The following is a 22,050-nucleotide window of genomic DNA, read 5'->3' on the forward strand; positions in this document are numbered from 1 at the left end:
GGCGCTTGCGCGGCGGTCCTCACCACCGCCAGCGGCGACGAACGACGTTCATGATGACCACGTTGATGATGATCCTGTAGACGTGGTGCGCGATCACCAGCGCCGGGCTGGTGGCGAGCGAGATGGCGATCAGCCCCATCTCGGTCACGCCGCCCGGGGCGTAGGCGACCAAAAGCACGTCGATCGGCAGGCCGCCCATGCGGTTCAGCACCCAGGCGAAGGCCAGGCCCACGCCCAACATCATCGCGGTCGAGGCGAGCGCCAGCCAGACCCCCCGTGCCAGTTGCCGACCCGACAGCTCGTGAAACCGCGAGCCGAGCGCGGAGCCGATCACCACCTGCGCGGCCACCAGCGCCCAGACCGGCATGGCAAGCGACGGGATCGGCAGGAAGTTCAGCACCGCCGCCGCCACGAGCGGTCCCAGCAGGTGGCCGGCGGGCAGGCGCAGGCGCGTTCCGGCCCATTGGCCAAGCGCGCCGACGGGGATCAGCACTGCCAGCGTGGCCCAGAGCGGCAGGTCCGAGCTGGGCAGCTGGTTCGACAGGCCGGCGGCGCTGCCGACCGGGTGGCCTTCGTACCAGGACATGCCGAAGGGCACGAGCGTGATCACGACGGTGATGCGCAGGAATTGCTGGAGCGCGAGGATACGGGAATCGGCGCCTGATTCCTCTCCGAAGGCGATGGCCTCGACCAGTCCACCGGGCGCGCCGGCAAAGAAGGCGGTCGGCTTGTCAAAGCCTGCCACGCGGGTAAACAGGAGGTAGTTCAGCGCCATGATGAGCGGCACGAACAGCGTCAGCGCCGCCAGCGACCAGGCGATCGTCGGGATCTGGCGGAAGAGTTCCGGGTGGACCTGCAGCCCGATCACCATGCCGATCACCGCGATGAAGATGTTGCGGAAATCGTTGGGGTACTTGTACCCGTCCGGCACCGAGGCCGGAACGAAGCGTACGGTCAGCGTGGTCAGCACCAGGCTGCCGGTCAGCCAGGGCATCGGCAGGTGCACCAGAGCGGCGAGGAAGCCGCCGATGGTTCCGATGACGACGAGGAGGGCGGTGGGAAGCGTTGTCTTTTGCATGTCTCAGCGGTTCTGGCGCCAAAGGATGATCCCGCCCGCCGCGACGACCAGCAGGACGCCGGGAAACAGCGTCTCGATCGGCGCCTCGCCGAAAAAGATGTAGCCGAGGGCAAAGGAGGTGAGGATGCCGAGGTAGCCGAAGGGCGCGAGCACCGCGGGCGTGGTCAGCCGATAGGCCAGCATCATCAGCAGCACGGCGCTGCCGCCGAGCATGGCCATGGCAAAGATGGCAGCTGCGTCCCAGCCGCTCTGGATCGGCGAGAAATCGGTGGTGACGGCGGCCAGCAGGATGGCCCCGATCCCCGAGGCACCGGCGGAATATAGGTAGATCAGCGCGTTCGAAGCATCGTCGTCGAAATGGCGCATGGTGACGGCGGAATAGGCGTAGCAGACCGCCGCCGCGATGGGCATGAGCGCGTAGGGCGAAAACGCCTCGGCCCCCGGGCGCAGGATCAGAAGCACGCCGACAAAGCCGACGCCGATAGCCGTCCAGCGCCAGGGCCCGACCCGGTCGCCGAAGATAACGATGCCCAGCAGGACCGAGAACAGCGCGTTAGTCTGGGCGAGCGAGGCGATGGTCGCCAGCTCGAGATAGCCCAGGGCCGCGTACCAGAAGATCTGCGCGACGGCGACGACGATGCCGCGCACCACCGCCAGCCGCCATTGCCGCAGCTTCAGCCGCGAGCCGCGCAGGCGCAACTCTCCGGTGTAAAGCATCAGCATGACCGAGGGCAGCACGCCCAGCACGTTGCGATAGGCGGCCAGTTCCTGCGGGGCGTAGCGCGGGATCAGCATCTTGACCAGCACCCCCATCAGGTCGAACCCGATCAGCGCGCCAAGGATCAGCCCGATCGCAAGCATGGCGTTGCGCCGCTCGGAGGGCGGGCTGGGCGGTGTCTCGGGCGCCGGGGTGGCGGGCGTGATCGGCTGAGTCATGCCTTTTCGCTAGCCGGGCGCGCGACCGGATGCCAGTGGAAAAAGCTGCGCGGTGCATGTATTTCCGCAGGGTAGCGTGCGAAAACGCTCAGCAGCCAGCGCACCGGTCGAAAGGGGGGAGAGCTGGAGCGGGTAACGGGAATCGAACCCGTAACCAGAGCTTGGGAAGCTCGTGTGATACCTTTTCACCATACCCGCGCCGTGCGCAGGGAGGTAGCCGCGCAGGCCCGCCGCGTCAAGGGGGATCACGCCTGTGGCGGCAGATTGGGCGGGTCGTAATCCCGCGCCTCTTTCCGGTGATAGACGGTTGGATGGATGCCATGCCCCGCCGGCACCTTGCGCGGCTCGGACCGGGGAATGTACCAGTTCCAGAAGGCCTTGCGGTCATCCTCCATCCGGCTGACCGACTGCGGGATCCACTCGGCCAGGCTCCAGGCCCGCGACATGGAATCGTGATCCGGCGCCTTAGCGGCGATGGACATCTCAAGTGTGGGACCGCCGGGCGCGTCCTCGTGCATCGCCGCCATGGCCGTGCGGAACGAACGGCGCATGCGGATGCCGAAATCCGGGGCAGGGCGGTCCGAGCCGTCGGGCATGGGCTTGACCAGGCCAAGGCCGGCGTCTTCCTCCCAGGCCTGCCGGTCCAGCTCGGCCAGCCGCTCCAGCATCCAGGTCAGGGTGATGCGGCCCAGCCCCTCGTCCGTCTCGTCCGAGCTGCCGCCGATGTCAGAATGGTAGCCGGCGAACCAGGTCTGGTCGACGAACTGCGTGCGTTTCTGTGCATTGCCAAAGCGGTTGCCGTGGTAGGTGCCGTCGCCCTCCCAGGGCAGGCCCCGGAACATGCAGCGCTTTTCGTCCAGCGCCTGGGCATGCAGCACGATCCGCACCGAAGGGTTTTCCCGCACATGCAAATGGCTGCCGTATGTCACGATGGCGCCGGTCTTGAAGAAGGTCGAGACGGGTTTCGAGAAATCCAGCATCGAGGCCACGGTGTCGAAGAGGCACAGCGACCGGATCGGCGTGATCACCGGCTGAAGGATATCGGCAAAGCGGCGCAGGTTCTCATAGACCTTGTCGTCCGAACCCATCTCGACCTTGCGGTCGAGTATGTCGCGATAGGCCATGAAGACCTTGGTCAGAAGGTGCAGCTGCTCGGGCCGGACCAGCCCGAAATCGTGGAGGAACGCGGCAAAGACCCGCGCGGCATAGGCGCCGCGAGAAAAGCCGATGACGTGGATGTGGTCATCCTCGCCATGGATGTCGCCGGCCTTGATCTCGGGGAAGGCCGCGTCGACCTCGTCCTGCGGCTTGCCCAGGGCCAGCGCCTCGCGCCGCATCGTTTCGCGCCAGGATCGGTAGTCGCGCTGCTTCTGCCGCGCGTCCGTATAGGTGCGGGCAAGGAAGCGATAGGCATCAAGCACGTCATCCTCGAGCCCTTCGCCGCGCATCAGGCCTTGAAAGCTGCGAAAGGCCTGGGCCTTCTTGTCGACCGCCAGCCTGGGGTCGTGGATCGTGCCGACGCCGGGCTGGTAGAAACAGAACTGGTCCTGCGGCAGGCCGACGGGTTTGACCTTGTCCACGCCCTGGTAGATCCGCAGCACGTTGGTGATGCCGGCCTCGATCTCGTTGCCGGTGCCGTCGAAACAGATAACGATCTTGCGCGCGCGCAGCAGCTCTTCTGTCATGGTTCACCCCTGTCGTCCCCTTATGGGCGAAAGGATGCCCGCATTCCGCGCAGAACCCAAGTCCGGATTTCCCGGCCTCCGGGGCGGCGTGAACGCGGTTCAGTGCTTTAGCGGATGACGATTTCGTCCGAACGGACCAGGCCGAGGATGTCGCGCGCCTGTTCGTCCAGGAGGTCGAGGTCGAGAAAATCGTCTGACAGGCGCCGGGTCAGGTTCTCCATCCGATCGACCTCGGCGTTCAGCGCGGCCAGCTCGGCGCGCAGCGTGTCGCGTTCCTGCGTGATCTCGGCCCGGCGGAACAGCCCGTAATCCCCCTGCACCGCGGCAAAGGTGAAATAGGTCGCCAGGGCAAGCGCCACGGCGAAAAACGCGAAGGTCCCAAGCGGTGCGCGGGCAAGGTGGGTGGTCATGCTCTGCCTCTTCCCCGGGGTCTGTCGCCCCTTTGTTTGGCCACTATGCCACAGCCGTGCGCGGGGGAAAGCCTGAATGCGCGCCACCCGACGCGGCGTTGTCTTTGTGCCACGGGGCAAGGGGCGTTAGCGTCAGTGCGAGTCAGAGGGAGTCCGCCGATGTTGCCGCCCGACGCGCATCTTGCGAGCCACGAAGTCGAGAATCAGCCGCTTCCGCGTGGGGCGCGCGATCTTTGGGCCGACGATACCGCCTTGCGCCACTGGTCGGGGGCCATGGGCGCGCGCGAGGCGGCGCTGGCGGCGGCCGGGGCTGCGTTCGGCACCGACGAGGCGCTTGAATGGGCCAACGAGGCCCGGCGCGATCCGCCGCGTCTGGACCTTTTCGACCGCACCGGCCGACGCCGCGACGAGGTGCGGTTCAATGCCGCCTACCACGAGCTGATGGCGCTGGGTCTGGGCCATGGATACGCCGCCTGCGCCTGGGACCGTGCGCCCGGAGGGCACGCGACCCATGCCGCGCTGGTCTACATGTTCGCGCAGCTCGAACCCGGTGTCTGCTGCCCGATGACCATGACCTATGCCGGCATCCCCGCGCTGCGGGCGGCCGGCTTCGGGGATTGGGCCGACAAGCTGGCCGTGCCCGCCTACGATCCCGCCATCGCGCCCCTCGCCGCCAAGCGGGCGGTGACGCTGGGCATGGCGATGACCGAGAAACAGGGCGGGTCCGACGTGCGCGCCAACACCACGCGGGCCGAGCCGGACGGCGAGGCCTGGCGGCTGACGGGCCACAAGTGGTTCTGCTCGGCCCCCATGTCCGACGGGTTCCTGACGCTGGCGCAGGGCCCAGGCGGGCTGACCTGTTTCCTGGTCCCGCGCTGGCTCGAGGGGGGGCGCAACGCGCTGCGCATCCAGCGGCTGAAGGACAAGCTGGGCAATCATGCCAATGCCTCCTCCGAGATCGAGTACCACGACACGCTGTCCTGGCAGGTCGGTGCGCCCGGGCAGGGGGTGCGGACTATCATCGAGATGGTGCACCACACGCGGCTTGACACGGCTCTGGCGCCCGCGGGGCTGATGCGCGCGGCGATTGCCGAGGCGCATTGGTGGGTCTCGGGCCGGTCGGCCTTCCAGCGCCGGCTGATCGACCAGCCGCTCATGCGCGCCGTGCTTGCCGACCTAGCGCTCGATGCCGAGGCGGCGCTGGCGCTCGGCATGATCTCGGCCCGCGCCTATGACGGCACCACCGTGGCCGACGCCGCCTTTGCCCGGATCGCCGTGGCGCTGGCCAAGTACCTGAACAACAAGCGCTGCCCGGTGGTCTGCGTCGAGGCGATGGAATGCCTGGGCGGCATGGGCTATGTCGAGGAAACGCCGATGCCCATGCTTTACCGCGAGGCGCCGCTGAACGGGATCTGGGAAGGCTCGGGCAACGTGATCTGCCTCGACATCATGCGGACCCTGGCGCGCGAACCGCTGGCGGGCGAGGTCCTTGCGTCCTTCCTGCAAGCGGCGACCGGGGCCGACCGCCGTTTCGATGCCGCGCTGGCCGCGCATCTGGCGCGCTGGCCCGGCCTGCCGCCCGAGTCCGAGGCGCGCTGGTTCGCCGAAAGCGCCGCCACGCTGCTGGCCGCCGCCGCGCTGATCCGTCATGGGGATGCGGCCGTGGCCGACGCCTATGCCGCAACGCGCCTCACCGGGCAGCGTGGCCAGGTTCCGGGCGCGCTGCCCGGCATGGATGTCGCGGCAATCCTCGATCGGTTATGACCGCAGGCCGATGTTGACCCAAGCCCCGCCGCGCGCCTAGGCTCGGAGCAGGGAGGCGCCCGAATGCCGAGATACCTGCTTTTGCTGCTTTGCCTTGCCGCCGCTCCGGCGCTGGCCGATGAAAAACCGGCCTCTGCGGCGCCGCTGCCCGGTGCGACCGCAGCGGGGCCGACCGCCACCGGCGCCTGGTCGCTCTCCGGCAGCAGCGCAGGCGGGTTCGAAGCCCGCACGGCGGATGGCGAGACCCGCCGCCCGAAGGCCACGGGCGAGACAAATCTGGGCGAGCCGCGCAGTTGCCCCGGCAAAGGCACCTGGCCCACCTGCTACTGACACATCCCCTGACGCGGACGTGACAACACGCGCCGTGACGGCCCTGCGGCTTTGGCCTAAAGACGATCCCATGTCCGGATTCGAGATCATCGACGCCTCGTTGCTGCCTGCCATGGCCATGGCCCTGCTCGCGGGGTTGATTTCCTTTGCCAGCCCCTGCGTGCTGCCCATCGTGCCGCCCTACATCGCCTACATGTCTGGCGTGTCGCTCAACGACCTGCAGGCGGGCAAGACGGCGCGGGCCATCCTGCCGGCGCTGTTCTTCGTGCTGGGCCTCTCGACGGTGTTCCTGCTGCTCGGGGCCGCGGCCTCGGCGCTTGGCACGGTCTTCCTGACCTACCAGGGCTGGTTCAACACCTTCGCCGGCGTGCTCGTCATGGTCTTCGGCGCGCATTTCGTCGGCGTCTACCGGATCGGCTTTCTCGACCGCGAGGCGCGGATGGACGCGGGCGACCGGGGCGGCTCGGCCTTTGGCGCCTACGTGCTGGGGCTCGCTTTCGCCTTTGGCTGGACGCCTTGCATCGGCCCGGTGCTGGGGGCGATCCTGTCCATGGCCGCCTCGGAAAGCTCGCTGACCCGCGGGACGGTCCTGCTGGGCGTCTATGCCATCGGGCTTGGCCTGCCGTTCCTCGCCGTCGCGGCCTTCCTGCCGCGCATGACCGGATTGATGGGATGGATGAAACGGCACATGGAGCGGATCGAGCGGATCATGGGCCTGTTGCTCTGGACCATCGGGCTCTTGATGCTGACGGGCGGATTCTCGGCCATGAGCTACTGGTTGCTAGAGACCTTCCCGGCGCTCGCCACCCTGGGCTGACCGCGTCTTGCGGATGTCACGCAGGCGAGGGGCCAGCCCCTCGCGCCGGAGGCCCGGCACCAAGACATGCGAGGGGCCAGCCCCTCGCGCCGGAGGCACGGCACCAGGACATGCGAGGGGCCAGCCCCTCGCGCCGGAGGCGCGGCACCAGGACATGCGAGGGGCCAGCCCCTCGCGCTCCCCGGAGTTTATTGGCAAGATGAATGAAGGATCCAGTCTTCATTGTGCCGATAAACTCCCGCCGGAGGCTCCCCTACTTGCCGCCTGCCCGGCATCTGCGGGTCTTACTTGCGCCGGAATTCTCGCCTAGACTGACCTCAAGCAAAGAGGCCTCGAGCATGGGCGACACGCAGGAAATCCGCAGGCGCCGGGTGTTCTACATCCCCGGCTACGATCCGATCCATCCGCGTCGGTACCGCGAGCTTTACCGCAAGGAGGGTGCCGCGCAGGCCGCGGTGTCGGGCTACGAGATCGCCTTGAGCCCCAAGCAAACCAAGGGCCCCTATGGCTGGCACGTCGAAGGGCGGATGGAAGGTGCCGAGGTGCAGGCCGATGTGGAGGTGCTGGTCTGGTCCGACATCGTGCGCGGCAGCATGGAGCAGGGGATCGCGGCCACCTATTGGCAGCTGGCGCGCACTGCCTGGACCTATATTGCGAGCGGCGCGCTGGGGCGGCTGATGAAGCTGCGCAAGGGGCCGGTGATCGCGGCCTTGTATCCGGTGGTCTTCCTGTTGGTGCAACTGGCGCTAGCGCTGTTGCTGGCCTGGGCGTTTGGCGCGCTACTGGGCTGGCTGGTCCACCCCTGGGCTGCCGTGCTGGGGCTGGCCGTCGTCTGGCCGGTGCTGGCGTGGTTCAAGAAGCAGGACGCCAAATTCCTTGCCTATTACCTGATGCATGACTACGCCTATTCGGCCGCGACCAGGGGTGCGAACCCGCCCGAGCTCGAGGCGCGGATGGCCGAGTTTGCGGACCGGATCGCCGAGGCGCTGACCAGTGACGCGGACGAGGTTCTGGTGGTCGGTCATTCCTCGGGCGCGCATATCGCGGTGTCGGTGCTGGCGGACCTGTCGCGGCAGGGGCGCATCCCGGCGGATGGCCCGACGCTCGGGTTTCTCACGCTGGGGCAGGTGGTGCCGATGGTCTCCTTCCTGCCGCTGGCCTGGCGGCTTCGGGCGGACCTTGCGTATCTCTCGACGCGGGACGCGCTCTTCTGGCTCGACGTCACTGCCCCGGGCGATGGCTGCGCCTTTGCGCTTTGCGATCCGGTGGCCGTCTCGGGCGTGGCGGGGCCGGAGCAGAAAGGCCCGCTGGTGATCTCGGCCGCCTTCACCCAGACGCTGAGCCCCGAGCAATGGGCCGCGCTGAAGCGGCGGTATTTCCGCCTGCATTTCCAGTATCTTTGCGCCTTCGACCGGCCGGGGGATTACGATTACTTCCGCATCACCGCCGGTCCGCTGTCGCTGCGCCGCCGGTTCGAAGGGCGCAATCCGACCCCGTCGCGCATCACCGCGCCGGTGAACAAGTTCACCTCGACCGCACCATGACGCCGCCCAAGCCTCCGTCGCGGCCCGACCGTGTATCCCTTTGGCGCTACGCGAAACTCTTCCGTGCCGATATCCTGTCAGCCCAGCCCGCGCGGCTGTACCGCGCCTGGATGGCCGAGTTCCGCACGCCCTTCTTCCGCTCCTACCTGCTGAACCAGCCCGAACTGGTACAGACGGTTCTCAAGGACCGCCCCGACGATTTCCCCAAGTCCGGCCGGATCGGAGAAGGGCTGCGGCCGTTGCTGGGCAATTCCGTCTTCCTGACAAATGGCGAGACCTGGAAGCGGCAGCGGCGGATCATCGACCCGGCCTTTGAAGGCGGGCGGCTCAAGGATACCTTTCCGGCCATGTGGGCCGCCGCGCTGAACTGCGTACAACGGCTGGAAGGCCAGACCGGCGCGCCGCTCGAGATCGAGGCAGAGACCAGCCATGCCGCCGCCGACGTGATCTTTCGCACGCTCTTCTCAATCCCGATCGAGCACGAGGTGGCGGCGCGGGTGTTCGACCGGTTCCGCAGCTACCAGCGCAGCCAGCCGATCCTGAACCTGGCGGCCTTTGTCCCCTTGCCGACCTGGATACCCCGGTTCTTCCGCCGCGACACCAAGTCCGCCGCGCGCGAGATCCGCGACCTCATCCGCACCTTGACCGAGGCGCGGATGCGCGAGATCACCGCCGGGACCGCGCCCGATGACCTGGCCACCAAGATCATGACCACCCGCGATCCGCAGACCGGCGAGACCTTTTCGACCGAGGAGATGGTCGACCAGGTGGCGATCTTCTTCCTCGCCGGGCACGAGACCAGCGCCTCGGCCCTGGCCTGGACGCTGTACCTCATGGCGATCTTCCCCGACTGGCAAGAGCGGCTGGCCGAGGAGGCGCGCGCGCTGGACGAGGGCCCCGAGTTCGGCGTCGTCTCGCGCCTGCGCCTGTCGCGCGACACCTTCCGCGAAGCGCTGCGGCTGTATCCGCCCGTGCCGATGATGGTGCGCGAGAATACCTGCCCGGAACGGTTCCGCGACCGCGACATCAAGCCCGGCGCGCAGATGGTGCTGAGCCCCTGGCACCTGCATCGTCACGAACGGCTTTGGGACCGGCCCGACGACTTCGACCCGGGCCGCTGGCAGACCGAGAACGGCAAGACCTGCGCGCGGCAAGCCTATATCCCGTTCTCGGCCGGCGCGCGGGTTTGCACCGGGGCCGGGTTCGCCATGGTCGAGGGGCCGCTGCTCTTGTCGATGATCCTGCGCCGGTTCCGGATCGAGCCCGTGGACGGGCGCACCCCCGTGCCCGTCGCGCACCTGACCGTTCGTTCGGAAAACGGTATCTGGCTTAGGCTTACGCCGCGTTCTTAAAGTTTTCGGATCCGCAGCCGGGTGATCCGGTTCTGCTTGCGTTCGGCCACCTCGAAGCGGAAGCCGTGGAAGGAGAACACCTGGCCCACGGTCGGAATCGTCTGCGCCTCGTGGATGACCAGGCCCGCGACGGTGTTCGCCTCTTCGTCCGGCAATTGCCAGTCGTTGGCGCGGTTCAGGTCGCGGATCGTCATGCCACCGTCGACCATGAAGCTGCCATCGGCCGCGGCACGCAACGCGCCCTCGTCGGTGGGGTCGAACTCGTCCGTGATCTCGCCCACGATCTCTTCGAGGATGTCCTCGAGCGTGATCATCCCCTGCAGCGCACCGTATTCATCTACCACCAGCGCGAAATGCGTGCGAATGCGCAGGAACTGCCGCATCTGGTCGTCAAGCGAGGTGGTGTCGGGCACGAAATAGGGCTTCATCGCCACCTGCAGGATATCGAATTTCTCCAGCGAATCCATGCGGCCCTCGTTGCTTTCGGCAAAGGCGTACATGGCGCGCAGCAGGTCCTTGGCGTGAATCACGCCGACGATGTTCTCGGGGTCGTCGCGAAAGAGAGGCAGGCGGGTGTGGTTGCTCTCGAGACATTGCTTGAGCAGGGCGGCGGGCTCCTCGTCGGCATCCAGCATCTCGATCTTGGAGCGGTGGAGCATGATTTCCTCGACCGTCCGGTCGCCCAGGTCCAGCGCGCCAAGGATGCGGTCGCGATCCTCCTTTTCCACCACGCCCTCGGAATGGCCGAGGTGCAGCGCGCCCACGATCTCTTCGCGGACGGCAAGGATGTGGCTGTCCGGGTCCGCGCGTACGCCGAAGATGCGCAGCACGCCGCGCACCAGCATGCGCACGGCCGAGACGACCGGGGAAAAGACCATGATGACGACGCGGATCACAGGGGCGACCCCGGCCGCGGCCTTTTCGGCATTGGTGATCGCGTAGGTCTTGGGCAGCACCTCGGCAAAGACCAGCACCAGCGCGGTCATGACCAGCGTCGCCAGCGCGACACCGCTGTCGCCAAGGATGCGGGTGAACAGCGCGGTGGCCAGCGAGGTGGCCAGGATGTTGACCAGGTTGTTGCCCAAGAGGACAGAGCCGATCAGGCGTTCATTGTCCTCGGTGATCTCGAGCGCGCTTTGAGCCCCGGAACTGCCCTTGTCGGCCTGGGTCCGCAGTTTCCCGCGCGAGGCGGCGGTCAGCGCGGTCTCGCTGCCCGAAAAGAACCCGGACAGGACCAGCAGAAAGATGATCGCCCCGGCCGTGATCCAGAAGGCGGCATCCAGCGTTGTCGTCGGTTCCATTTCGGTCGGTATCCCTTGGCCTGATGGGCCGGTTATGGGCATCCCCCCGGGATCGTTCAAGGGGCACGTTGGGGACGGGCGCCGGCAAGGCAAGTGAGGTCACGCATGAGCACCGCCCGGCAAGTGCTTGGCGGGCTGGGGCTTTCAACGCTCTTCCGCCTCGCCTTCGCGGGCAAGCGGGTGGTGGGTCAGCACCAATTCGCGCAGACGGGCGTCAAGCACGTGGGTATAGATCTCGGTCGTGCCGACGTCGGCATGGCCCAGAAGCGTCTGGATCGCGCGCAGGTCGGCGCCGTGGGCCAGCAGGTGCGTGGCGAAGGCATGGCGCAGCGTGTGTGGCGTCACTTTTTCAGGCGACACGCCAGCTTCGACCGCGAACTCCTTGATCAGCATGTAGAAGGCGTGGCGCGTGAGGTGCCCGCCCTTGCCGTGGGACGGAAACAGGAACCGCGACGGCGGCTTGCCCTTGGCGCGGGCGGCCTCTTCGGCCGCGTCGCGATGCTGCAACCAGCCCGCCAAGGCGACCCGCGCCGGCGGAGTCAGCGGCACCAGCCGTTCCTTGCCACCTTTGCCGAGGATCAGCAACAAGCGCGGATCGCCGCGCGCGGCCGAGACGGGCAGGGTCACCAGCTCGGTCACCCGCATGCCGGTGGCATAAAGCAGTTGCATCAGGCAGCCGTTGCGGCTGCGCTCGGCCTCGGTCCGGCCATGGGCGCCACCAGCGTCGAGCAGGCGGTCGACCTCTTCCTCCGACAGGGTCTTGGGCAGCTTGCGGTCCTTGCCGGGCCCGGCGATCTGGATGGCGGGGTTGTCCTCGCGCCAGCCTTCCTCGAACGCGAAGCGATAAAGCTGCTTGATCGCCGACAGGCGCCGCGCCCGGGTGGATTTCGCCAGCCCCTGCGCCTCGCAATGGACGAGGTAGGCGGTGACGTCGTCCTCGGTCAATTCGAGGAAGCTTTTCCCAATATCCGCAGCCCATTGCGCGACGTCCTTCAAGTCGCGCCCATAAGCCAGCTGGGTGTTCGTGGCCGCGCCCTGTTCGGCTGCGACCGCCTCGAGAAAGGCCGATATCCAGCGCGCGTCGTTCATGCCTCGGACCTCAGCAGCAGCAGTTGCAGCGCCGCGCGGCGGGCGGTGTCCTCGAGCCCCACGGCGCGGAACGAGGCCAGTGCATCGGTCAGGGCGATCAGGCTGCCGTCCTCGGCATCCGACCAGATTTCGATGGCGGTGAGGATGGCCGCGCCAAGCTGGCCAGCGTCGATATGTTCCTGCACCGCGTCGGGCGGCACGGCGTCGGCAAAGGCCGCCGCGATGGCGCGCTGCTCGCCATCCAGCGCGCGGACCTCCTGCGGACGGCCTTCAGCCAAAGCGACAAGAAAGCGGTCGAAGGCCGTGTCCGCAGGGCCAAAAGCCCTGACGGCGGTTTCGTATTTTTCGGACAAGAGCGTGATCTCGCGGGCGAGCTCCGCGTCTTCTCCGGTCAGCGGCAGGCCGGTCAACCGGTCGCCGTAAAGCGCCGCCAGCGCGGCGCCAAGCCGGGCGTCACGCAAAAGCGGCCAGCCACGGGCAAGCCCGCGCGCGATCGCCGGCGGATCGCCCGCCGTCATGGCGATGTCGATGCGTTGCAGCGCCTCGACCCGGTCCCAGATCCCGCCCGAGGCGGCGGGCAGCCGCTCGGTGAAGATGCCCAGCAGCAGGTTCGGCGCGATGGCCCCGGTGCGGGCAAGCCGCTCGGCCGCCTCGAGCTTGGCCTTCCAGCCGGCATGGCCCGACAGGTCGATCACGGAAAACGCACGGGGCAGGGACGAGGTCGGCGGCGCCTCGCCCACCGATTCCAGCAGCCGGTAGGACAGCGGGTCGGGTGACGACGGCGGCGCAGAGGCCAGCTCGGGGTCCATGTCGGGATCGAGGAATCGTTCCAGCAGGTTGACCTGGCCGGCGGGCAATTCGTCCAGCAGCCGCGCGGTATCAAGCGTCGTGGCCGCGACCGGCCATTCGCCGTTCTGCGCGAGGCAATAGATGCGCAGGCCATAGCCGGGCGTCAGGCCGGGCTGGGCCAGCGCCTCGGCGCACATCTGGTCGGTCTGGCCGGTCAGCAGCGACAGGTCGGCCCAAAGCGCGAAAAGCTCGGGCGTGTCATGGCCGCCGCGCTCCAGCAGCGCGCGGGCCGGTTCGACCGCGCCCAGCTCGATCAGCTTGGCGATGCGGGCACGCAGAAGCACGTCGCTGGTGTCGGTGGCCGGGGTCTCGGCCTCGGCCAGCAGCAGGGTATAAAGCAGCGCCTGCATGGCGGGCGAACGTTCGACGTCCAGCGCGCCGAGTTGCCGCGCCAGGTCCTCGGGCGCGGAGGCGCGCCAAAGACCGCGCGGAAAGCCCGTGACCGACGACGGCAGCAGCCCGACCGCACCACGTGACGCCTCGCCCAGCTCGGTCACCGTCACCTGCGGCACCACCGCCGAGTCGGTGACCGGCGGCTCGGATCCGGCGGTTTCGCGCGGGACCATGGCCACGGGCTCGGCCTGTTGCAGCCAGTCGATGGCCGCAAGCGGTTCCTGCGCGGCGGCCACCATGGGCAGCGCCGCAGCCAGGGCCAGGCCCGAGAGATATGCGCGCCTAGTCTGCATCCAGCGTCACGGGGACCCGTATCTCGGTCTGCGGGGCGCCGAAATCAGCCCCGAAGAAGGGGCCGACATAGGCGTAGATGACAAGGGCGATGACCGCCAGCACTGCCAGATAGAAGAGCCACCTGATGATCCGCCACATGTCGGTTTCCCGTGCCTGCCTGTTGCTTTTGACGAAACTTATAACTGGCATTCCGGGGAATATCACGTCATTACGCGGACGAATTCACGGAAAGTGGCGGGGAGCCGCCTGCAAGGGGGACATGGCGTTGCGTTTGCGGAAAACCGTCGTGCTTGTCGGCATGATGGGGGCGGGAAAGACGGCCATCGGCAAGGCGCTTGCCCTGCGGCTCGGGGTGCCCTTTCTTGATTCCGACGCCGAGATCGAGGCGGCGGCCAACATGTCCATTGCCGAGATCTTTTCCCGGGACGGAGAGCCGTTCTTTCGCAAGAAGGAATCACAGGTCATCGGGCGCTTGCTGGATGCCGGCCCGTCGATCCTGTCGACCGGCGGCGGGGCCTACCTGGCCGACATCAACCGCAACATGATTTCCGAAAAGGGCGTGGCGGTCTGGCTCAATGCCGATCTCGACACGCTCTGGAACCGGGTGCGCCACAAGGATACGCGCCCGCTGCTGCGCACGTCCGATCCCAAGGGCACGCTGGCCGCGCTGTGCGAACTGCGCGAGCCGATCTATGCGTTGGCCGACCTCAGCGTGGAAAGCCTGCCGCGTTATTCCATCGAAGAGACCTGCGCCAAGGTGATCGAGGCGCTCAAGACCCGTCCCGACGTGTTGGAGAAGGTGACATGATCGAAACCGTCCACGTACCGCTGGGCGAGCGTGCCTATGATGTCCGCATCGGGCCGGGGCTGCTGGAGCGCGCCGGCGCGGAGGTTGCGCCGCTGCTGCATCGCCCGCGTGTCTGGGTCGTGACCGATGCGACGGTCGGTCCGCTGCATCTGGACACGTTGCGCGCAGGGCTGGCGCCGCAAGGCATCACGCTCGAGGCGCTGACGCTGCCGGCGGGCGAGGCGACGAAAAGCTGGCCGCATTTCGAGACCTGCGTGGACTGGCTGCTCGAGCAGCGGGTCGAGCGGCGGGATATCGTCATCGCCCTGGGCGGCGGCGTGATCGGTGACCTCGTGGGTTTTGCCGCCGCCGTGCTGCGGCGGGGCGTGCGCTTCGTGCAGATCCCGACCTCGCTGCTGGCGCAGGTCGACAGTTCGGTCGGGGGCAAGACGGGGATCAACTCGGTCCACGGCAAGAACCTGATCGGTGCGTTTCACCAGCCGTCGCTGGTGCTGGCCGATACCGCGCTGCTGGGCACGCTGCCCCGGCGCGACCTGCTGGCGGGCTATGGCGAGGTGGTCAAGTATGGCCTGCTGGGCGATGCCGCCTTCTTCGACTGGCTCGAGGTGCATGGACCGAAGCTGGCGGATGGCGACATGGCCGACCGCATCGCCGCCGTGCGCCGCTCGGTCGAGATGAAGGCCGAGATCGTCGTGCGCGACGAGACCGAGCAGGGGGACCGGGCGCTTTTGAACCTCGGTCATACCTTCTGCCATGCGCTGGAAAAGGCGACGGGCTATTCGGACCGTCTGCTGCATGGCGAAGGCGTGGCGATCGGTTGCGCGCTGGCGTTTGAACTGAGTTCAAGGCTGGGTCTTTGCAGCCAGGAGGCGCCGAGCCGGGTGCGCGCGCATCTGAAAGACATGGGGATGCGCTGCGATCTTGCGGACATCCCGGGCGATCTGCCGGGGGCAGAGGCGCTGGTCGACCTGATGGGCCAGGACAAGAAGGTGCTGGACGGCAAGATCCGCTTTATCCTGGCGCGCGGGATCGGCGACGCCTTCGTCACCTCGGAGGTGCCGTGTGACGAGGTGCTGAGGCTGCTGAACGACGGCTTGACCGGGCGCTGAACCATTCCCTCCGGAATGCAGAAACGGCCGCCCCATCCGGGCGGCCGTTTTGCGTTTTTCCAAGGATCTGACGGATCAGAACGGAATCTCGTCGTCGAGGTCGCGGCCACCGCCGCCCCCGCCTGAGGGGCCACCGTATCCGCCGCCCGATCCGCCGCCGCTGTAGCCACCGCCGCCACCACCGTAGCCGCCGCCCGCAGGGCCTTCGTCGTAGCCGCCGCCACCGCCGTAGCTTCCGCCACCACCACCGCCGCCGCCTTCGCCGCGGCCGTCAAGCAGGGTCAGCTCACCGCGGTAGGGGCGCAGCACCACCTCGGTCGAATAGCGGTCCTGGCCGGACTGGTCCTGCCACTTTCGGGTTTCCAGCTGGCCCTCGATATAGACCTTGGAACCCTTGCGCAGGTATTGCTCGGCGATCCGCGCCAGCGGTTCCGAGAAGATCGCGACCGAGTGCCACTCGGTCCGCTCGCGCCGCTCGCCCGTGGCCTTGTCGCGCCAGTTCTCGGACGTGGCGATCCGCAGGTTGCAGACCTTGCCCCCGTTCTGGAACTGGCGGACTTCGGGATCGCGCCCGAGGTTGCCCACCAGAATGACCTTGTTGACCGAACCTGCCATGAGCGCTGTTCCCCCGGATTCTGCTGTGTCGTGTTTCGGCGACGTTACACCATTGGTGCCGCGCGATGGAAAGGGCAAATTCGCGGGCCGGGGGCATAAACCGGGGGATTATGCCCGCAAACCGGCCGCTGCCGGGCCCCGATTAGGCCCCCGGTTCGATGGCCGCGGCGTCCCGGGCCGGGCATCTGTTCGGCACCGCCCCATGCCGGGGCTCCATTGCCGAAAGGACATCCCATGACCCTGCTCAAGACCCTCCCGCTGATCGCCGCCCTTGGCCTCGTCGCCGTGCCGGCGCTCGCCAGCTCCTCCATCCCCGAAGAGCAACGCGCCGAGATCACCCGCACCCTGACCGAACAGGGCTACGAGGTGCGCAAGATCGATCCGAGGACGGCATGATCGAGGTCTACGCGCTCAAGGACGGACAGCGGCTGGAGCTGTACCTCGACAAGGACCTCAAGATCGTGCGCACCAAGTCGGACGACTGAGGCCTTCGTCCGGGGGCGCACCGTCCCTGCCGCCCCCGGACACCATCTGCCAACAAGGAGGTGTCGCCATGCGTCACATCAAGGTCTGGGATCCGCTTGTCCGGATCTTTCACTGGTCGCTCGTCGCCGGCTTCACGGCCAATGCGCTGATCGTCGAGGACGAGAGCAAACTGCACGAACAGATGGGCTATGTCGTGGTCGCACTCGTGCTGCTGCGGGTGTTCTGGGGGATCGTCGGCACGGCCCATGCCCGGTTCCGCGACTTTCCGCCCAGCATCTCGGGGTCGATGGCGCAGCTGTCGGACATGGCCACCGGCCGGCGCCGGGTCCATGTCGGCCACACACCGCTGGGGGCGCTGATGATCTACAACCTGCTGGTGACCATGCTCGCCATAGGCGCCACGGGCTACATGATGACCACCAACGCCTTCTGGGGCGTGGACTGGGTCGAAGAGCTGCACGAGGTGCTGGTCGGATGGGCCGAGCTGTCGGTCGTGCTCCACATCGCCGCAGTGGTCTATGAAAGCGTCAGAACAGGTGTGAACCTGCCGCGATCCATGGTAACCGGCGCCAAGTCCATTCCGGAAGACGTGCGCCTGTCATGACCCAGCGCCCCGCCCTCGACGGTCCCGGACGGCAGGGCGCGGGCCTTGCCGCCCTGATCCTGTTGCAGATCGCCTGCGCCGGCTTCTTCGTCTGGGACGCGGGGCAGGACCTGATCGACAGCGGCTCGTTCCGGCCCGACCTGCATCTTGGGATCGAGATGGTGGCCGCCGTGTCGCTCATCTTTGCCGTGGGGTTCGAGATCCGCGCGCTTGGCCGGCTCTTGCGGCGGCAGGCCCGGATCGAGCGCGGGTTGCAGGTCGCCTCGGGCGCGCTCAACGACCTGATCGACGCCTGGTTCGAAGACTGGGGCCTGACCCCGGCCGAGCAAGACGTGGCCGCCTTTACCCTCAAGGGCTTTTCCATCGCCGAGGTGGCGGCCCTGCGCGGCGCCGCCGAGGGGACGGTCAAGGCGCAGCTGAACGCCATCTACCGCAAGGCGGGCGTTTCGGGCCGCAACGAGCTTTTGAGCCTGCTGATCGAGGACCTGATGGCCGTGCCGCTGCTGGATTCGCAGGGCCGCGCGGCGCCGCGACCTGACGCCTGACGGCCACGTTCATGACAATGCCGGGACGTTGCGCGCGCCCGGGCTTCCTTTGACGCCTCGTTGACGTTATGGTCCCGCAAAAGCAGACGGGACAGGATAGGGGCAGAGGGATGCTCGGACGGATGCTGGCAGGCGCCACGGCGCTGGTGGTCGTGGTGGGTGCGCAGGCGGCGGTGGCCGATGTGCTGTCGTCGAAGAACCGGTCGCAGCTCTTCCGGTCGCAGACCAAGATCCTCGACACCCGCGCCAAGGAACAATACCGCACCTCGGTCCGGCTGACGCCGCAGGCGGTCGAGACGCCGACCAAATGGGCGACCACCGTGCCGGCCTATGTGGGCAAGTACCGCGGGCCCTACCTTGCGCTGGCCAGGGATGCGGCGCGGATGCATGGCATCCCCGAGGACCTGTTCCTGCGCCTCGTGCAGCAGGAAAGCGGCTGGAACGCCCAGGCCAAGTCGCACAAGGGGGCCATGGGGCTGGCGCAGCTGATGCCGGCGACGGCGCGCAAGCTGGGGGTCGATCCGAAGGATCCGGCGCAGAACCTCGAAGGCGGGGCGCGCTATCTCAAGCAGCAATACCGCAAGTTCGGCTCCTGGCGCCTGGCGCTGGCGGCCTATAACGCGGGGCCGGGCGCGGTCGAGAAATACGGCGGGGTGCCGCCCTATTCGGAGACCCGCAATTACGTGAAGATCATCACCGGCCAAAGCTGACCTGAGCGCCGGGATTGATCCGGGCGTGCGCATCCGCGCGATTTTGATCCGACATCAGCGAGGCGTCGCTGGCACCTGAACGACGTTCACGTGGCCGGGTCGAGCTTGATCCAGTCCTTCATCCGGGCGCGGAACCAGGTGCGTTGACGCTTGGCGAATTGTCGCGTGGCGATGGTCGCGGCCTCGCGGGCCTCGTCCAGTGTCATCTCGCCTTTCAGGTGCGCGATGAGTTCTGGCGCCCCTATCGCCTTCATCGACAAGAGCGCCGGGTCCCAACGGGGCAGGTTGGCGCGGGCCTCCTCCAGCGCGCCGGCGTCCAGCATGGCGTCGAAGCGGCGGGCGATGCGGGCGTTCAGCCAGTCGCGGTCCACATCAAAGAGGATGGGCGTCACAGAGGGCAGCGGCAGCAGCGGCGGCGGCGTGTCGTCCTGCCAGGCGGCGATTCCCCGACCCGTGCTGCGAAGCACCTGCCAGGCGCGCTGGACGCGGATCGGGTTCAGCGGGTCGATCCGCGCGGCCGAAGGCGCATCAAGCTCGGCCAGCAGCGCCTCACGCCCTTCGGCGGCCAGGCGGGCATCGGCCTCGGCCCGTACCTCGGGCGGGGTCGCGGGGATCTCGGCCAACCCCGCGGTCAGTGCGGCAAAGTAGAGCCCGGTGCCGCCGGTGATGATCGGACGCTCCGGCCCGGTCAGCAGCGGCGCCACCTCGCGCAGCCAATGGCCGACGGAATAGGCGGAATCCCAGGGCACATGGCCGTAAAGCGCATGGGGCGCGGCGGCCTCGTCCTCGGCCGAGGGCCGGGCCGAGAGCACGCGCCAATTGCCGTAGACCTGCAGCGCGTCGGCGTTGACGATGACGCCGCCCTGCCGCGCCGCGATCTCGAGCGCGAGCGCGGATTTGCCGCTGGCGGTGGGGCCGGCGATCAGGACGGGGCGGTCGGCGGGGATGGCGCCGAGGTCGATCATGCGCGGCGCCCCGCGCAGGCCGCGCGGCACATCCATGCTCTTTCCCAGAGATCCCGCATTGAACCCGGCCCCGATTTCCGACATTTTGCGCGCGATCCTAGACCCCCGGACAAGGCGCGCGCAACATGACCGACCAAGACACTTCCAAGACCGCCTACAAGCGCGTCCTTCTCAAGATCTCGGGCGAGGCGCTGATGGGCGACCAGGGGTTCGGCCTGCACCCGCCCACGGTCGAACGCGTGGCCCGCGAGGTCAAGTCGGTGCATGACATGGGCGTCGAGATCTGCATGGTCATCGGTGGCGGCAACATCTTCCGCGGGCTGGCCGGGTCGGCGCAGGGGATGGAACGGACGACGGCCGATTACATGGGCATGCTGGCCACGGTGATGAACGCGCTCGCCGTGCAATCGGCGCTCGAGGGGCTGGGCGTCTTCACCCGCGTCATCAGCGCGATCCGCATGGACGAGGTGGCCGAGCCCTACATCCGCCGCCGCGCTGTGCGGCACCTGGAAAAGAAGCGGGTCTGCATCTTTGCCGCCGGCACCGGCAACCCCTATTTCACCACCGACACCGCCGCGACGCTGCGCGCGAACGAGATGGCCTGCGAGGCGATCTTCAAGGGGACCAAGGTGGACGGGGTCTACGACAAGGACCCGATGAAGCACGCGGACGCGGTGCGCTACGACCGGATCAGCTATGACGACGTTCTGTCCAAGCACCTCAAGGTCATGGATGCCAGCGCCATCGCACTTGCCCGCGACAACAACCTGCCGATCATCGTCTTCTCGTTGGACGAGCCGGGCGGCTTCCGCGGGATCCTGGCGGGTGAAGGGACATTCACCAAGGTTCACGGCTGAGGCAGGCCGGGCAGGGGGGCCAGCCCCCCGGCGGCAGAGCCGCCGCCCCCCGAGGTATTTGGAAAACAATGAAGGCGGGGGGGGCGCGGGCGCGGGGTATCTCGGTGCTATACATCCGGGGCGCTCTGGCTTAGAACGCGGCAAACACTCTTGGAACGGGCAGAGCACATGTCTGAAGACTTCGAACTCGACACCGATGACCTGAAGCGGCGCATGGACGGCGCCATTGCCAACCTGCGCACCGAATTCGCGTCGCTGCGCACCGGGCGCGCCTCGGCCTCGATGCTGGAGCCGGTGCAGGTCGAGGCCTATGGCCAGATGACCCCGATCAACCAGGTCGGCACCGTCAACGTGCCCGAGCCGCGCATGGTCACCATCAACGTCTGGGACAAGGGCCTGGTCGGCAAGGTGGAAAAGGCGATCCGCGAGAGCGGGCTGGGCATCAACCCGCAGCTGAACGGCACGATCATCATGCTGCCGATCCCCGAGCTGAACGAGGAACGCCGCCGCGATCTGACCAAGGTCGCCGGGCAATATGCCGAGCACGCGCGCGTCAGCATCCGCAACGTGCGCCGTGATGGTATGGACCAGATCAAGAAGGCCAAGGCCGACGGCATGTCCGAGGACGATCAGAAGCTTTGGGAATCCGAGGTGCAGGACCTGACCGACCGCTTCATCAAGAATGTCGACGAGCTGCTCGAGACGAAGCAAGGCGAGATCATGCAGGTCTGAGGATTGGCCGGTTCCGGACGGGACCGGTTTCGCCGGACGGGGAGAGAGGCCATCGCACGCAAGCCAGAGCCGACCGGGCCGCGCCATGTCGCCATCATCATGGACGGCAATGGCCGCTGGGCCACGAAACGCGGCCGGCCGCGCCTTTTCGGGCACCAGGCCGGGGCGCGCCGCGTGCGCGAGATCGTGTCGGCTTGCCCGGATTTCGGCGTCGATTACCTGACGATCTTTGCCTTTTCGACCGAGAACTGGAAGCGCACCCAGACCGAGGTCGCGGGGCTGATGAGCCTGTTTCGCCGCTACATCATCAAGGAGATGCAGCAATTCGTGGCCGAGAACGTCCGGGTCCGCTTCATCGGTGACCGGGCGCGGCTGGACGCGCGGCTGCGCGGCCTGATGGACGAGGCCGAGAAGATGACCGGCCATTGCACGGGCACCAACCTGACCATAGCGCTCAACTACGGCGGTCGGGACGAGGTGGCGCGCGCCACCCAGCGGCTGGCGCAGGACGTGGCGGCCGGCAAGCTCGACCCGGCGGACGTGGACGAGGAAACGCTGCCCAAGTACCTCGACACCTGCCTGCTGCCCGACCCGGACCTTGTGATCCGGACCAGCGGCGAGGCGCGGATTTCGAACTTCCTGCTCTGGCAATCGGCCTATGCGGAATACGAGTTCATCGACACGCTCTGGCCCGATTTCACCGCCGAGGAATTCGGCAAGCTGGTCGGCAATTACGGCGGGCGCGACCGGCGCTTTGGCGCCGTGAAGGCCTGAGCG

24 protein-coding genes and 1 tRNA gene are annotated in these 22,050 nt (G+C 67.6%); 14 read left to right on the forward strand and 11 right to left on the reverse strand.

The window, feature by feature from the left end:
- Window positions 1-19: 19 nt before the first annotated feature.
- The 5 genes from MF270_RS14145 to MF270_RS14165 form a co-directional block, all read right to left on the reverse strand.
- The gene (locus tag MF270_RS14145; protein WP_238366551.1) at window positions 20-1,078 is read right to left on the reverse strand and encodes an AbrB family transcriptional regulator; all 1,059 of its coding nucleotides are present in this window, start codon (window positions 1,076-1,078) and stop codon (window positions 20-22) included.
- Window positions 1,079-1,081: 3 nt separating this feature from the next.
- Window positions 1,082-2,014 (reverse strand): DMT family transporter, encoded by a 933-nt coding sequence (locus MF270_RS14150; protein WP_238366552.1) that lies wholly within the window; start codon window positions 2,012-2,014, stop codon window positions 1,082-1,084.
- A gap of 124 nt (window positions 2,015-2,138) precedes the next feature.
- Window positions 2,139-2,212: transfer RNA gene (locus tag MF270_RS14155), tRNA-Gly, on the reverse strand.
- Window positions 2,213-2,259: 47 nt separating this feature from the next.
- Window positions 2,260-3,699: a T6SS phospholipase effector Tle1-like catalytic domain-containing protein gene (locus tag MF270_RS14160; RefSeq protein ID WP_238366553.1), complete on the reverse strand. Its 1,440-nt coding sequence runs from the start codon at window positions 3,697-3,699 to the stop codon at window positions 2,260-2,262.
- A 107-nt stretch (window positions 3,700-3,806) separates the two neighbouring features.
- Window positions 3,807-4,109 (reverse strand): FtsB family cell division protein, encoded by a 303-nt coding sequence (locus MF270_RS14165; RefSeq protein WP_238366554.1) that lies wholly within the window; start codon window positions 4,107-4,109, stop codon window positions 3,807-3,809.
- Between the two features lie 159 nt (window positions 4,110-4,268).
- Between MF270_RS14165 and MF270_RS14170 the strand changes: the two genes are divergently transcribed.
- The 5 genes from MF270_RS14170 to MF270_RS14190 all read left to right on the forward strand — a co-directional run bounded on the left by MF270_RS14170 (window position 4,269) and on the right by MF270_RS14190 (window position 9,916).
- Window positions 4,269-5,873, forward strand: a complete 1,605-nt coding sequence (locus MF270_RS14170) for an acyl-CoA dehydrogenase family protein (RefSeq protein WP_238366555.1) — start codon at window positions 4,269-4,271, stop codon at window positions 5,871-5,873.
- Between the two features lie 63 nt (window positions 5,874-5,936).
- Window positions 5,937-6,203, forward strand: coding sequence for a hypothetical protein (locus MF270_RS14175; RefSeq protein WP_238366556.1), 267 nt, complete (start codon window positions 5,937-5,939; stop codon window positions 6,201-6,203).
- Window positions 6,204-6,273: 70 nt separating this feature from the next.
- On the forward strand, window positions 6,274-7,020 hold the full coding sequence (locus MF270_RS14180) for a cytochrome c biogenesis CcdA family protein (RefSeq protein ID WP_238366557.1): 747 nt from the start codon (window positions 6,274-6,276) through the stop codon (window positions 7,018-7,020).
- 338 nt (window positions 7,021-7,358) lie between these two features.
- On the forward strand, window positions 7,359-8,564 hold the full coding sequence (locus MF270_RS14185; RefSeq protein ID WP_238366558.1) for a hypothetical protein: 1,206 nt from the start codon (window positions 7,359-7,361) through the stop codon (window positions 8,562-8,564).
- On the forward strand, window positions 8,561-9,916 hold the full coding sequence (locus MF270_RS14190; RefSeq protein ID WP_238366559.1) for a cytochrome P450: 1,356 nt from the start codon (window positions 8,561-8,563) through the stop codon (window positions 9,914-9,916). The genes MF270_RS14185 and MF270_RS14190 overlap by 4 nt, the downstream gene beginning before the upstream one ends.
- Here the strand turns inward: MF270_RS14190 and MF270_RS14195 are convergent.
- The 4 genes from MF270_RS14195 to MF270_RS14210 form a co-directional block, all read right to left on the reverse strand.
- On the reverse strand, window positions 9,913-11,217 hold the full coding sequence (locus MF270_RS14195; protein WP_238366560.1) for an HlyC/CorC family transporter: 1,305 nt from the start codon (window positions 11,215-11,217) through the stop codon (window positions 9,913-9,915). The genes MF270_RS14190 and MF270_RS14195 overlap by 4 nt on opposite strands.
- A gap of 144 nt (window positions 11,218-11,361) precedes the next feature.
- Window positions 11,362-12,306 carry a site-specific tyrosine recombinase XerD gene (locus tag MF270_RS14200; RefSeq protein ID WP_238366561.1) on the reverse strand — a complete coding sequence of 315 codons (945 nt, stop codon included), beginning with the start codon at window positions 12,304-12,306 and terminating at the stop codon, window positions 11,362-11,364.
- Window positions 12,303-13,841 (reverse strand): hypothetical protein, encoded by a 1,539-nt coding sequence (locus MF270_RS14205; RefSeq protein ID WP_238366562.1) that lies wholly within the window; start codon window positions 13,839-13,841, stop codon window positions 12,303-12,305. The genes MF270_RS14200 and MF270_RS14205 overlap by 4 nt, the downstream gene beginning before the upstream one ends.
- A complete protein-coding gene (locus MF270_RS14210) occupies window positions 13,831-13,980 on the reverse strand; it encodes a hypothetical protein (protein ID WP_238366563.1) in 150 nt (49 codons plus the stop codon). The genes MF270_RS14205 and MF270_RS14210 overlap by 11 nt, the downstream gene beginning before the upstream one ends.
- 121 nt (window positions 13,981-14,101) lie before the next feature.
- On the opposite strand from MF270_RS14210, the gene MF270_RS14215 reads away from it, so the two are divergent.
- On the forward strand, window positions 14,102-14,650 hold the full coding sequence (locus MF270_RS14215) for a shikimate kinase (RefSeq protein WP_238366564.1): 549 nt from the start codon (window positions 14,102-14,104) through the stop codon (window positions 14,648-14,650).
- The gene (gene aroB, locus MF270_RS14220; RefSeq protein ID WP_238366565.1) at window positions 14,647-15,759 is read left to right on the forward strand and encodes a 3-dehydroquinate synthase; all 1,113 of its coding nucleotides are present in this window, start codon (window positions 14,647-14,649) and stop codon (window positions 15,757-15,759) included. The genes MF270_RS14215 and aroB overlap by 4 nt, the downstream gene beginning before the upstream one ends.
- A 75-nt stretch (window positions 15,760-15,834) precedes the next feature.
- Here the strand turns inward: aroB and ssb are convergent, their stop codons facing one another.
- Window positions 15,835-16,374 carry a single-stranded DNA-binding protein gene (gene ssb / locus MF270_RS14225; protein ID WP_238366566.1) on the reverse strand — a complete coding sequence of 180 codons (540 nt, stop codon included), beginning with the start codon at window positions 16,372-16,374 and terminating at the stop codon, window positions 15,835-15,837.
- Between the two features lie 234 nt (window positions 16,375-16,608).
- Between ssb and MF270_RS14230 the strand changes: the two genes are divergently transcribed.
- From MF270_RS14230 to MF270_RS14245, 4 genes are all read left to right on the forward strand, one after another.
- The gene (locus MF270_RS14230) at window positions 16,609-16,770 is read left to right on the forward strand and encodes a hypothetical protein (protein WP_238366567.1); all 162 of its coding nucleotides are present in this window, start codon (window positions 16,609-16,611) and stop codon (window positions 16,768-16,770) included.
- Between the two features lie 157 nt (window positions 16,771-16,927).
- Entirely contained in the window at window positions 16,928-17,464 is a 537-nt protein-coding gene (locus MF270_RS14235; RefSeq protein ID WP_238366568.1) for a cytochrome b/b6 domain-containing protein, read from the forward strand.
- Window positions 17,461-18,009, forward strand: coding sequence for a helix-turn-helix transcriptional regulator (locus MF270_RS14240; RefSeq protein ID WP_238366569.1), 549 nt, complete (start codon window positions 17,461-17,463; stop codon window positions 18,007-18,009). Before MF270_RS14235 ends, MF270_RS14240 begins: the two co-directional genes overlap by 4 nt.
- Before the next feature lie 110 nt (window positions 18,010-18,119).
- Window positions 18,120-18,719, forward strand: coding sequence for a lytic transglycosylase domain-containing protein (locus MF270_RS14245; protein ID WP_418887886.1), 600 nt, complete (start codon window positions 18,120-18,122; stop codon window positions 18,717-18,719).
- Window positions 18,720-18,805: 86 nt separating this feature from the next.
- Here MF270_RS14245 and miaA read toward each other — a convergent pair whose 3' ends face one another.
- The gene (gene miaA / locus MF270_RS14250) at window positions 18,806-19,684 is read right to left on the reverse strand and encodes a tRNA (adenosine(37)-N6)-dimethylallyltransferase MiaA (RefSeq protein WP_238366735.1); all 879 of its coding nucleotides are present in this window, start codon (window positions 19,682-19,684) and stop codon (window positions 18,806-18,808) included.
- Between the two features lie 125 nt (window positions 19,685-19,809).
- On the opposite strand from miaA, the gene pyrH reads away from it, so the two are divergent.
- From pyrH to MF270_RS14265, 3 genes are all read left to right on the forward strand, one after another.
- Window positions 19,810-20,541: a UMP kinase gene (gene pyrH / locus MF270_RS14255; protein ID WP_238366570.1), complete on the forward strand. Its 732-nt coding sequence runs from the start codon at window positions 19,810-19,812 to the stop codon at window positions 20,539-20,541.
- Between the two features lie 168 nt (window positions 20,542-20,709).
- Complete coding sequence (gene frr / locus MF270_RS14260; RefSeq protein ID WP_238366571.1) at window positions 20,710-21,273, forward strand: ribosome recycling factor; 564 nt, start codon at window positions 20,710-20,712, stop codon at window positions 21,271-21,273.
- Window positions 21,274-21,324: 51 nt separating this feature from the next.
- Entirely contained in the window at window positions 21,325-22,047 is a 723-nt protein-coding gene (locus MF270_RS14265) for an isoprenyl transferase (protein WP_336246020.1), read from the forward strand.
- Window positions 22,048-22,050: the final 3 nt, after the last annotated feature.

Source organism: Mesobacterium pallidum, from assembly GCF_019966535.1.
Classification (GTDB): Bacteria; Pseudomonadota; Alphaproteobacteria; order Rhodobacterales; family Rhodobacteraceae; genus Mesobacterium; species Mesobacterium pallidum.

Excerpts from the sequence above, each read along its gene's own strand:
- MF270_RS14145 (WP_238366551.1), bottom strand. The coding sequence starts at position 1,078 with ATGCAAAAGACAACGCTTCCCACCGCCCTCCTCGTCGTCATCGGAACC.
- MF270_RS14150 (WP_238366552.1), bottom strand. The coding sequence starts at position 2,014 with ATGACTCAGCCGATCACGCCCGCCACCCCGGCGCCCGAGACACCGCCC.
- MF270_RS14160 (WP_238366553.1), bottom strand. The coding sequence starts at position 3,699 with ATGACAGAAGAGCTGCTGCGCGCGCGCAAGATCGTTATCTGTTTCGAC.
- MF270_RS14165 (WP_238366554.1), bottom strand. The coding sequence starts at position 4,109 with ATGACCACCCACCTTGCCCGCGCACCGCTTGGGACCTTCGCGTTTTTC.
- MF270_RS14170 (WP_238366555.1), top strand. The coding sequence starts at position 4,269 with ATGTTGCCGCCCGACGCGCATCTTGCGAGCCACGAAGTCGAGAATCAG.
- MF270_RS14175 (WP_238366556.1), top strand. The coding sequence starts at position 5,937 with ATGCCGAGATACCTGCTTTTGCTGCTTTGCCTTGCCGCCGCTCCGGCG.
- MF270_RS14180 (WP_238366557.1), top strand. The coding sequence starts at position 6,274 with ATGTCCGGATTCGAGATCATCGACGCCTCGTTGCTGCCTGCCATGGCC.
- MF270_RS14185 (WP_238366558.1), top strand. The coding sequence starts at position 7,359 with ATGGGCGACACGCAGGAAATCCGCAGGCGCCGGGTGTTCTACATCCCC.
- MF270_RS14190 (WP_238366559.1), top strand. The coding sequence starts at position 8,561 with ATGACGCCGCCCAAGCCTCCGTCGCGGCCCGACCGTGTATCCCTTTGG.
- MF270_RS14195 (WP_238366560.1), bottom strand. The coding sequence starts at position 11,217 with ATGGAACCGACGACAACGCTGGATGCCGCCTTCTGGATCACGGCCGGG.
- MF270_RS14200 (WP_238366561.1), bottom strand. The coding sequence starts at position 12,306 with ATGAACGACGCGCGCTGGATATCGGCCTTTCTCGAGGCGGTCGCAGCC.
- MF270_RS14205 (WP_238366562.1), bottom strand. The coding sequence starts at position 13,841 with ATGCAGACTAGGCGCGCATATCTCTCGGGCCTGGCCCTGGCTGCGGCG.
- MF270_RS14210 (WP_238366563.1), bottom strand. The coding sequence starts at position 13,980 with ATGTGGCGGATCATCAGGTGGCTCTTCTATCTGGCAGTGCTGGCGGTC.
- MF270_RS14215 (WP_238366564.1), top strand. The coding sequence starts at position 14,102 with ATGGCGTTGCGTTTGCGGAAAACCGTCGTGCTTGTCGGCATGATGGGG.
- aroB (WP_238366565.1), top strand. The coding sequence starts at position 14,647 with ATGATCGAAACCGTCCACGTACCGCTGGGCGAGCGTGCCTATGATGTC.
- ssb (WP_238366566.1), bottom strand. The coding sequence starts at position 16,374 with ATGGCAGGTTCGGTCAACAAGGTCATTCTGGTGGGCAACCTCGGGCGC.
- MF270_RS14230 (WP_238366567.1), top strand. The coding sequence starts at position 16,609 with ATGACCCTGCTCAAGACCCTCCCGCTGATCGCCGCCCTTGGCCTCGTC.
- MF270_RS14235 (WP_238366568.1), top strand. The coding sequence starts at position 16,928 with ATGCGTCACATCAAGGTCTGGGATCCGCTTGTCCGGATCTTTCACTGG.
- MF270_RS14240 (WP_238366569.1), top strand. The coding sequence starts at position 17,461 with ATGACCCAGCGCCCCGCCCTCGACGGTCCCGGACGGCAGGGCGCGGGC.
- MF270_RS14245 (WP_418887886.1), top strand. The coding sequence starts at position 18,120 with ATGCTCGGACGGATGCTGGCAGGCGCCACGGCGCTGGTGGTCGTGGTG.
- miaA (WP_238366735.1), bottom strand. The coding sequence starts at position 19,684 with ATGATCGACCTCGGCGCCATCCCCGCCGACCGCCCCGTCCTGATCGCC.
- pyrH (WP_238366570.1), top strand. The coding sequence starts at position 19,810 with ATGACCGACCAAGACACTTCCAAGACCGCCTACAAGCGCGTCCTTCTC.
- frr (WP_238366571.1), top strand. The coding sequence starts at position 20,710 with ATGTCTGAAGACTTCGAACTCGACACCGATGACCTGAAGCGGCGCATG.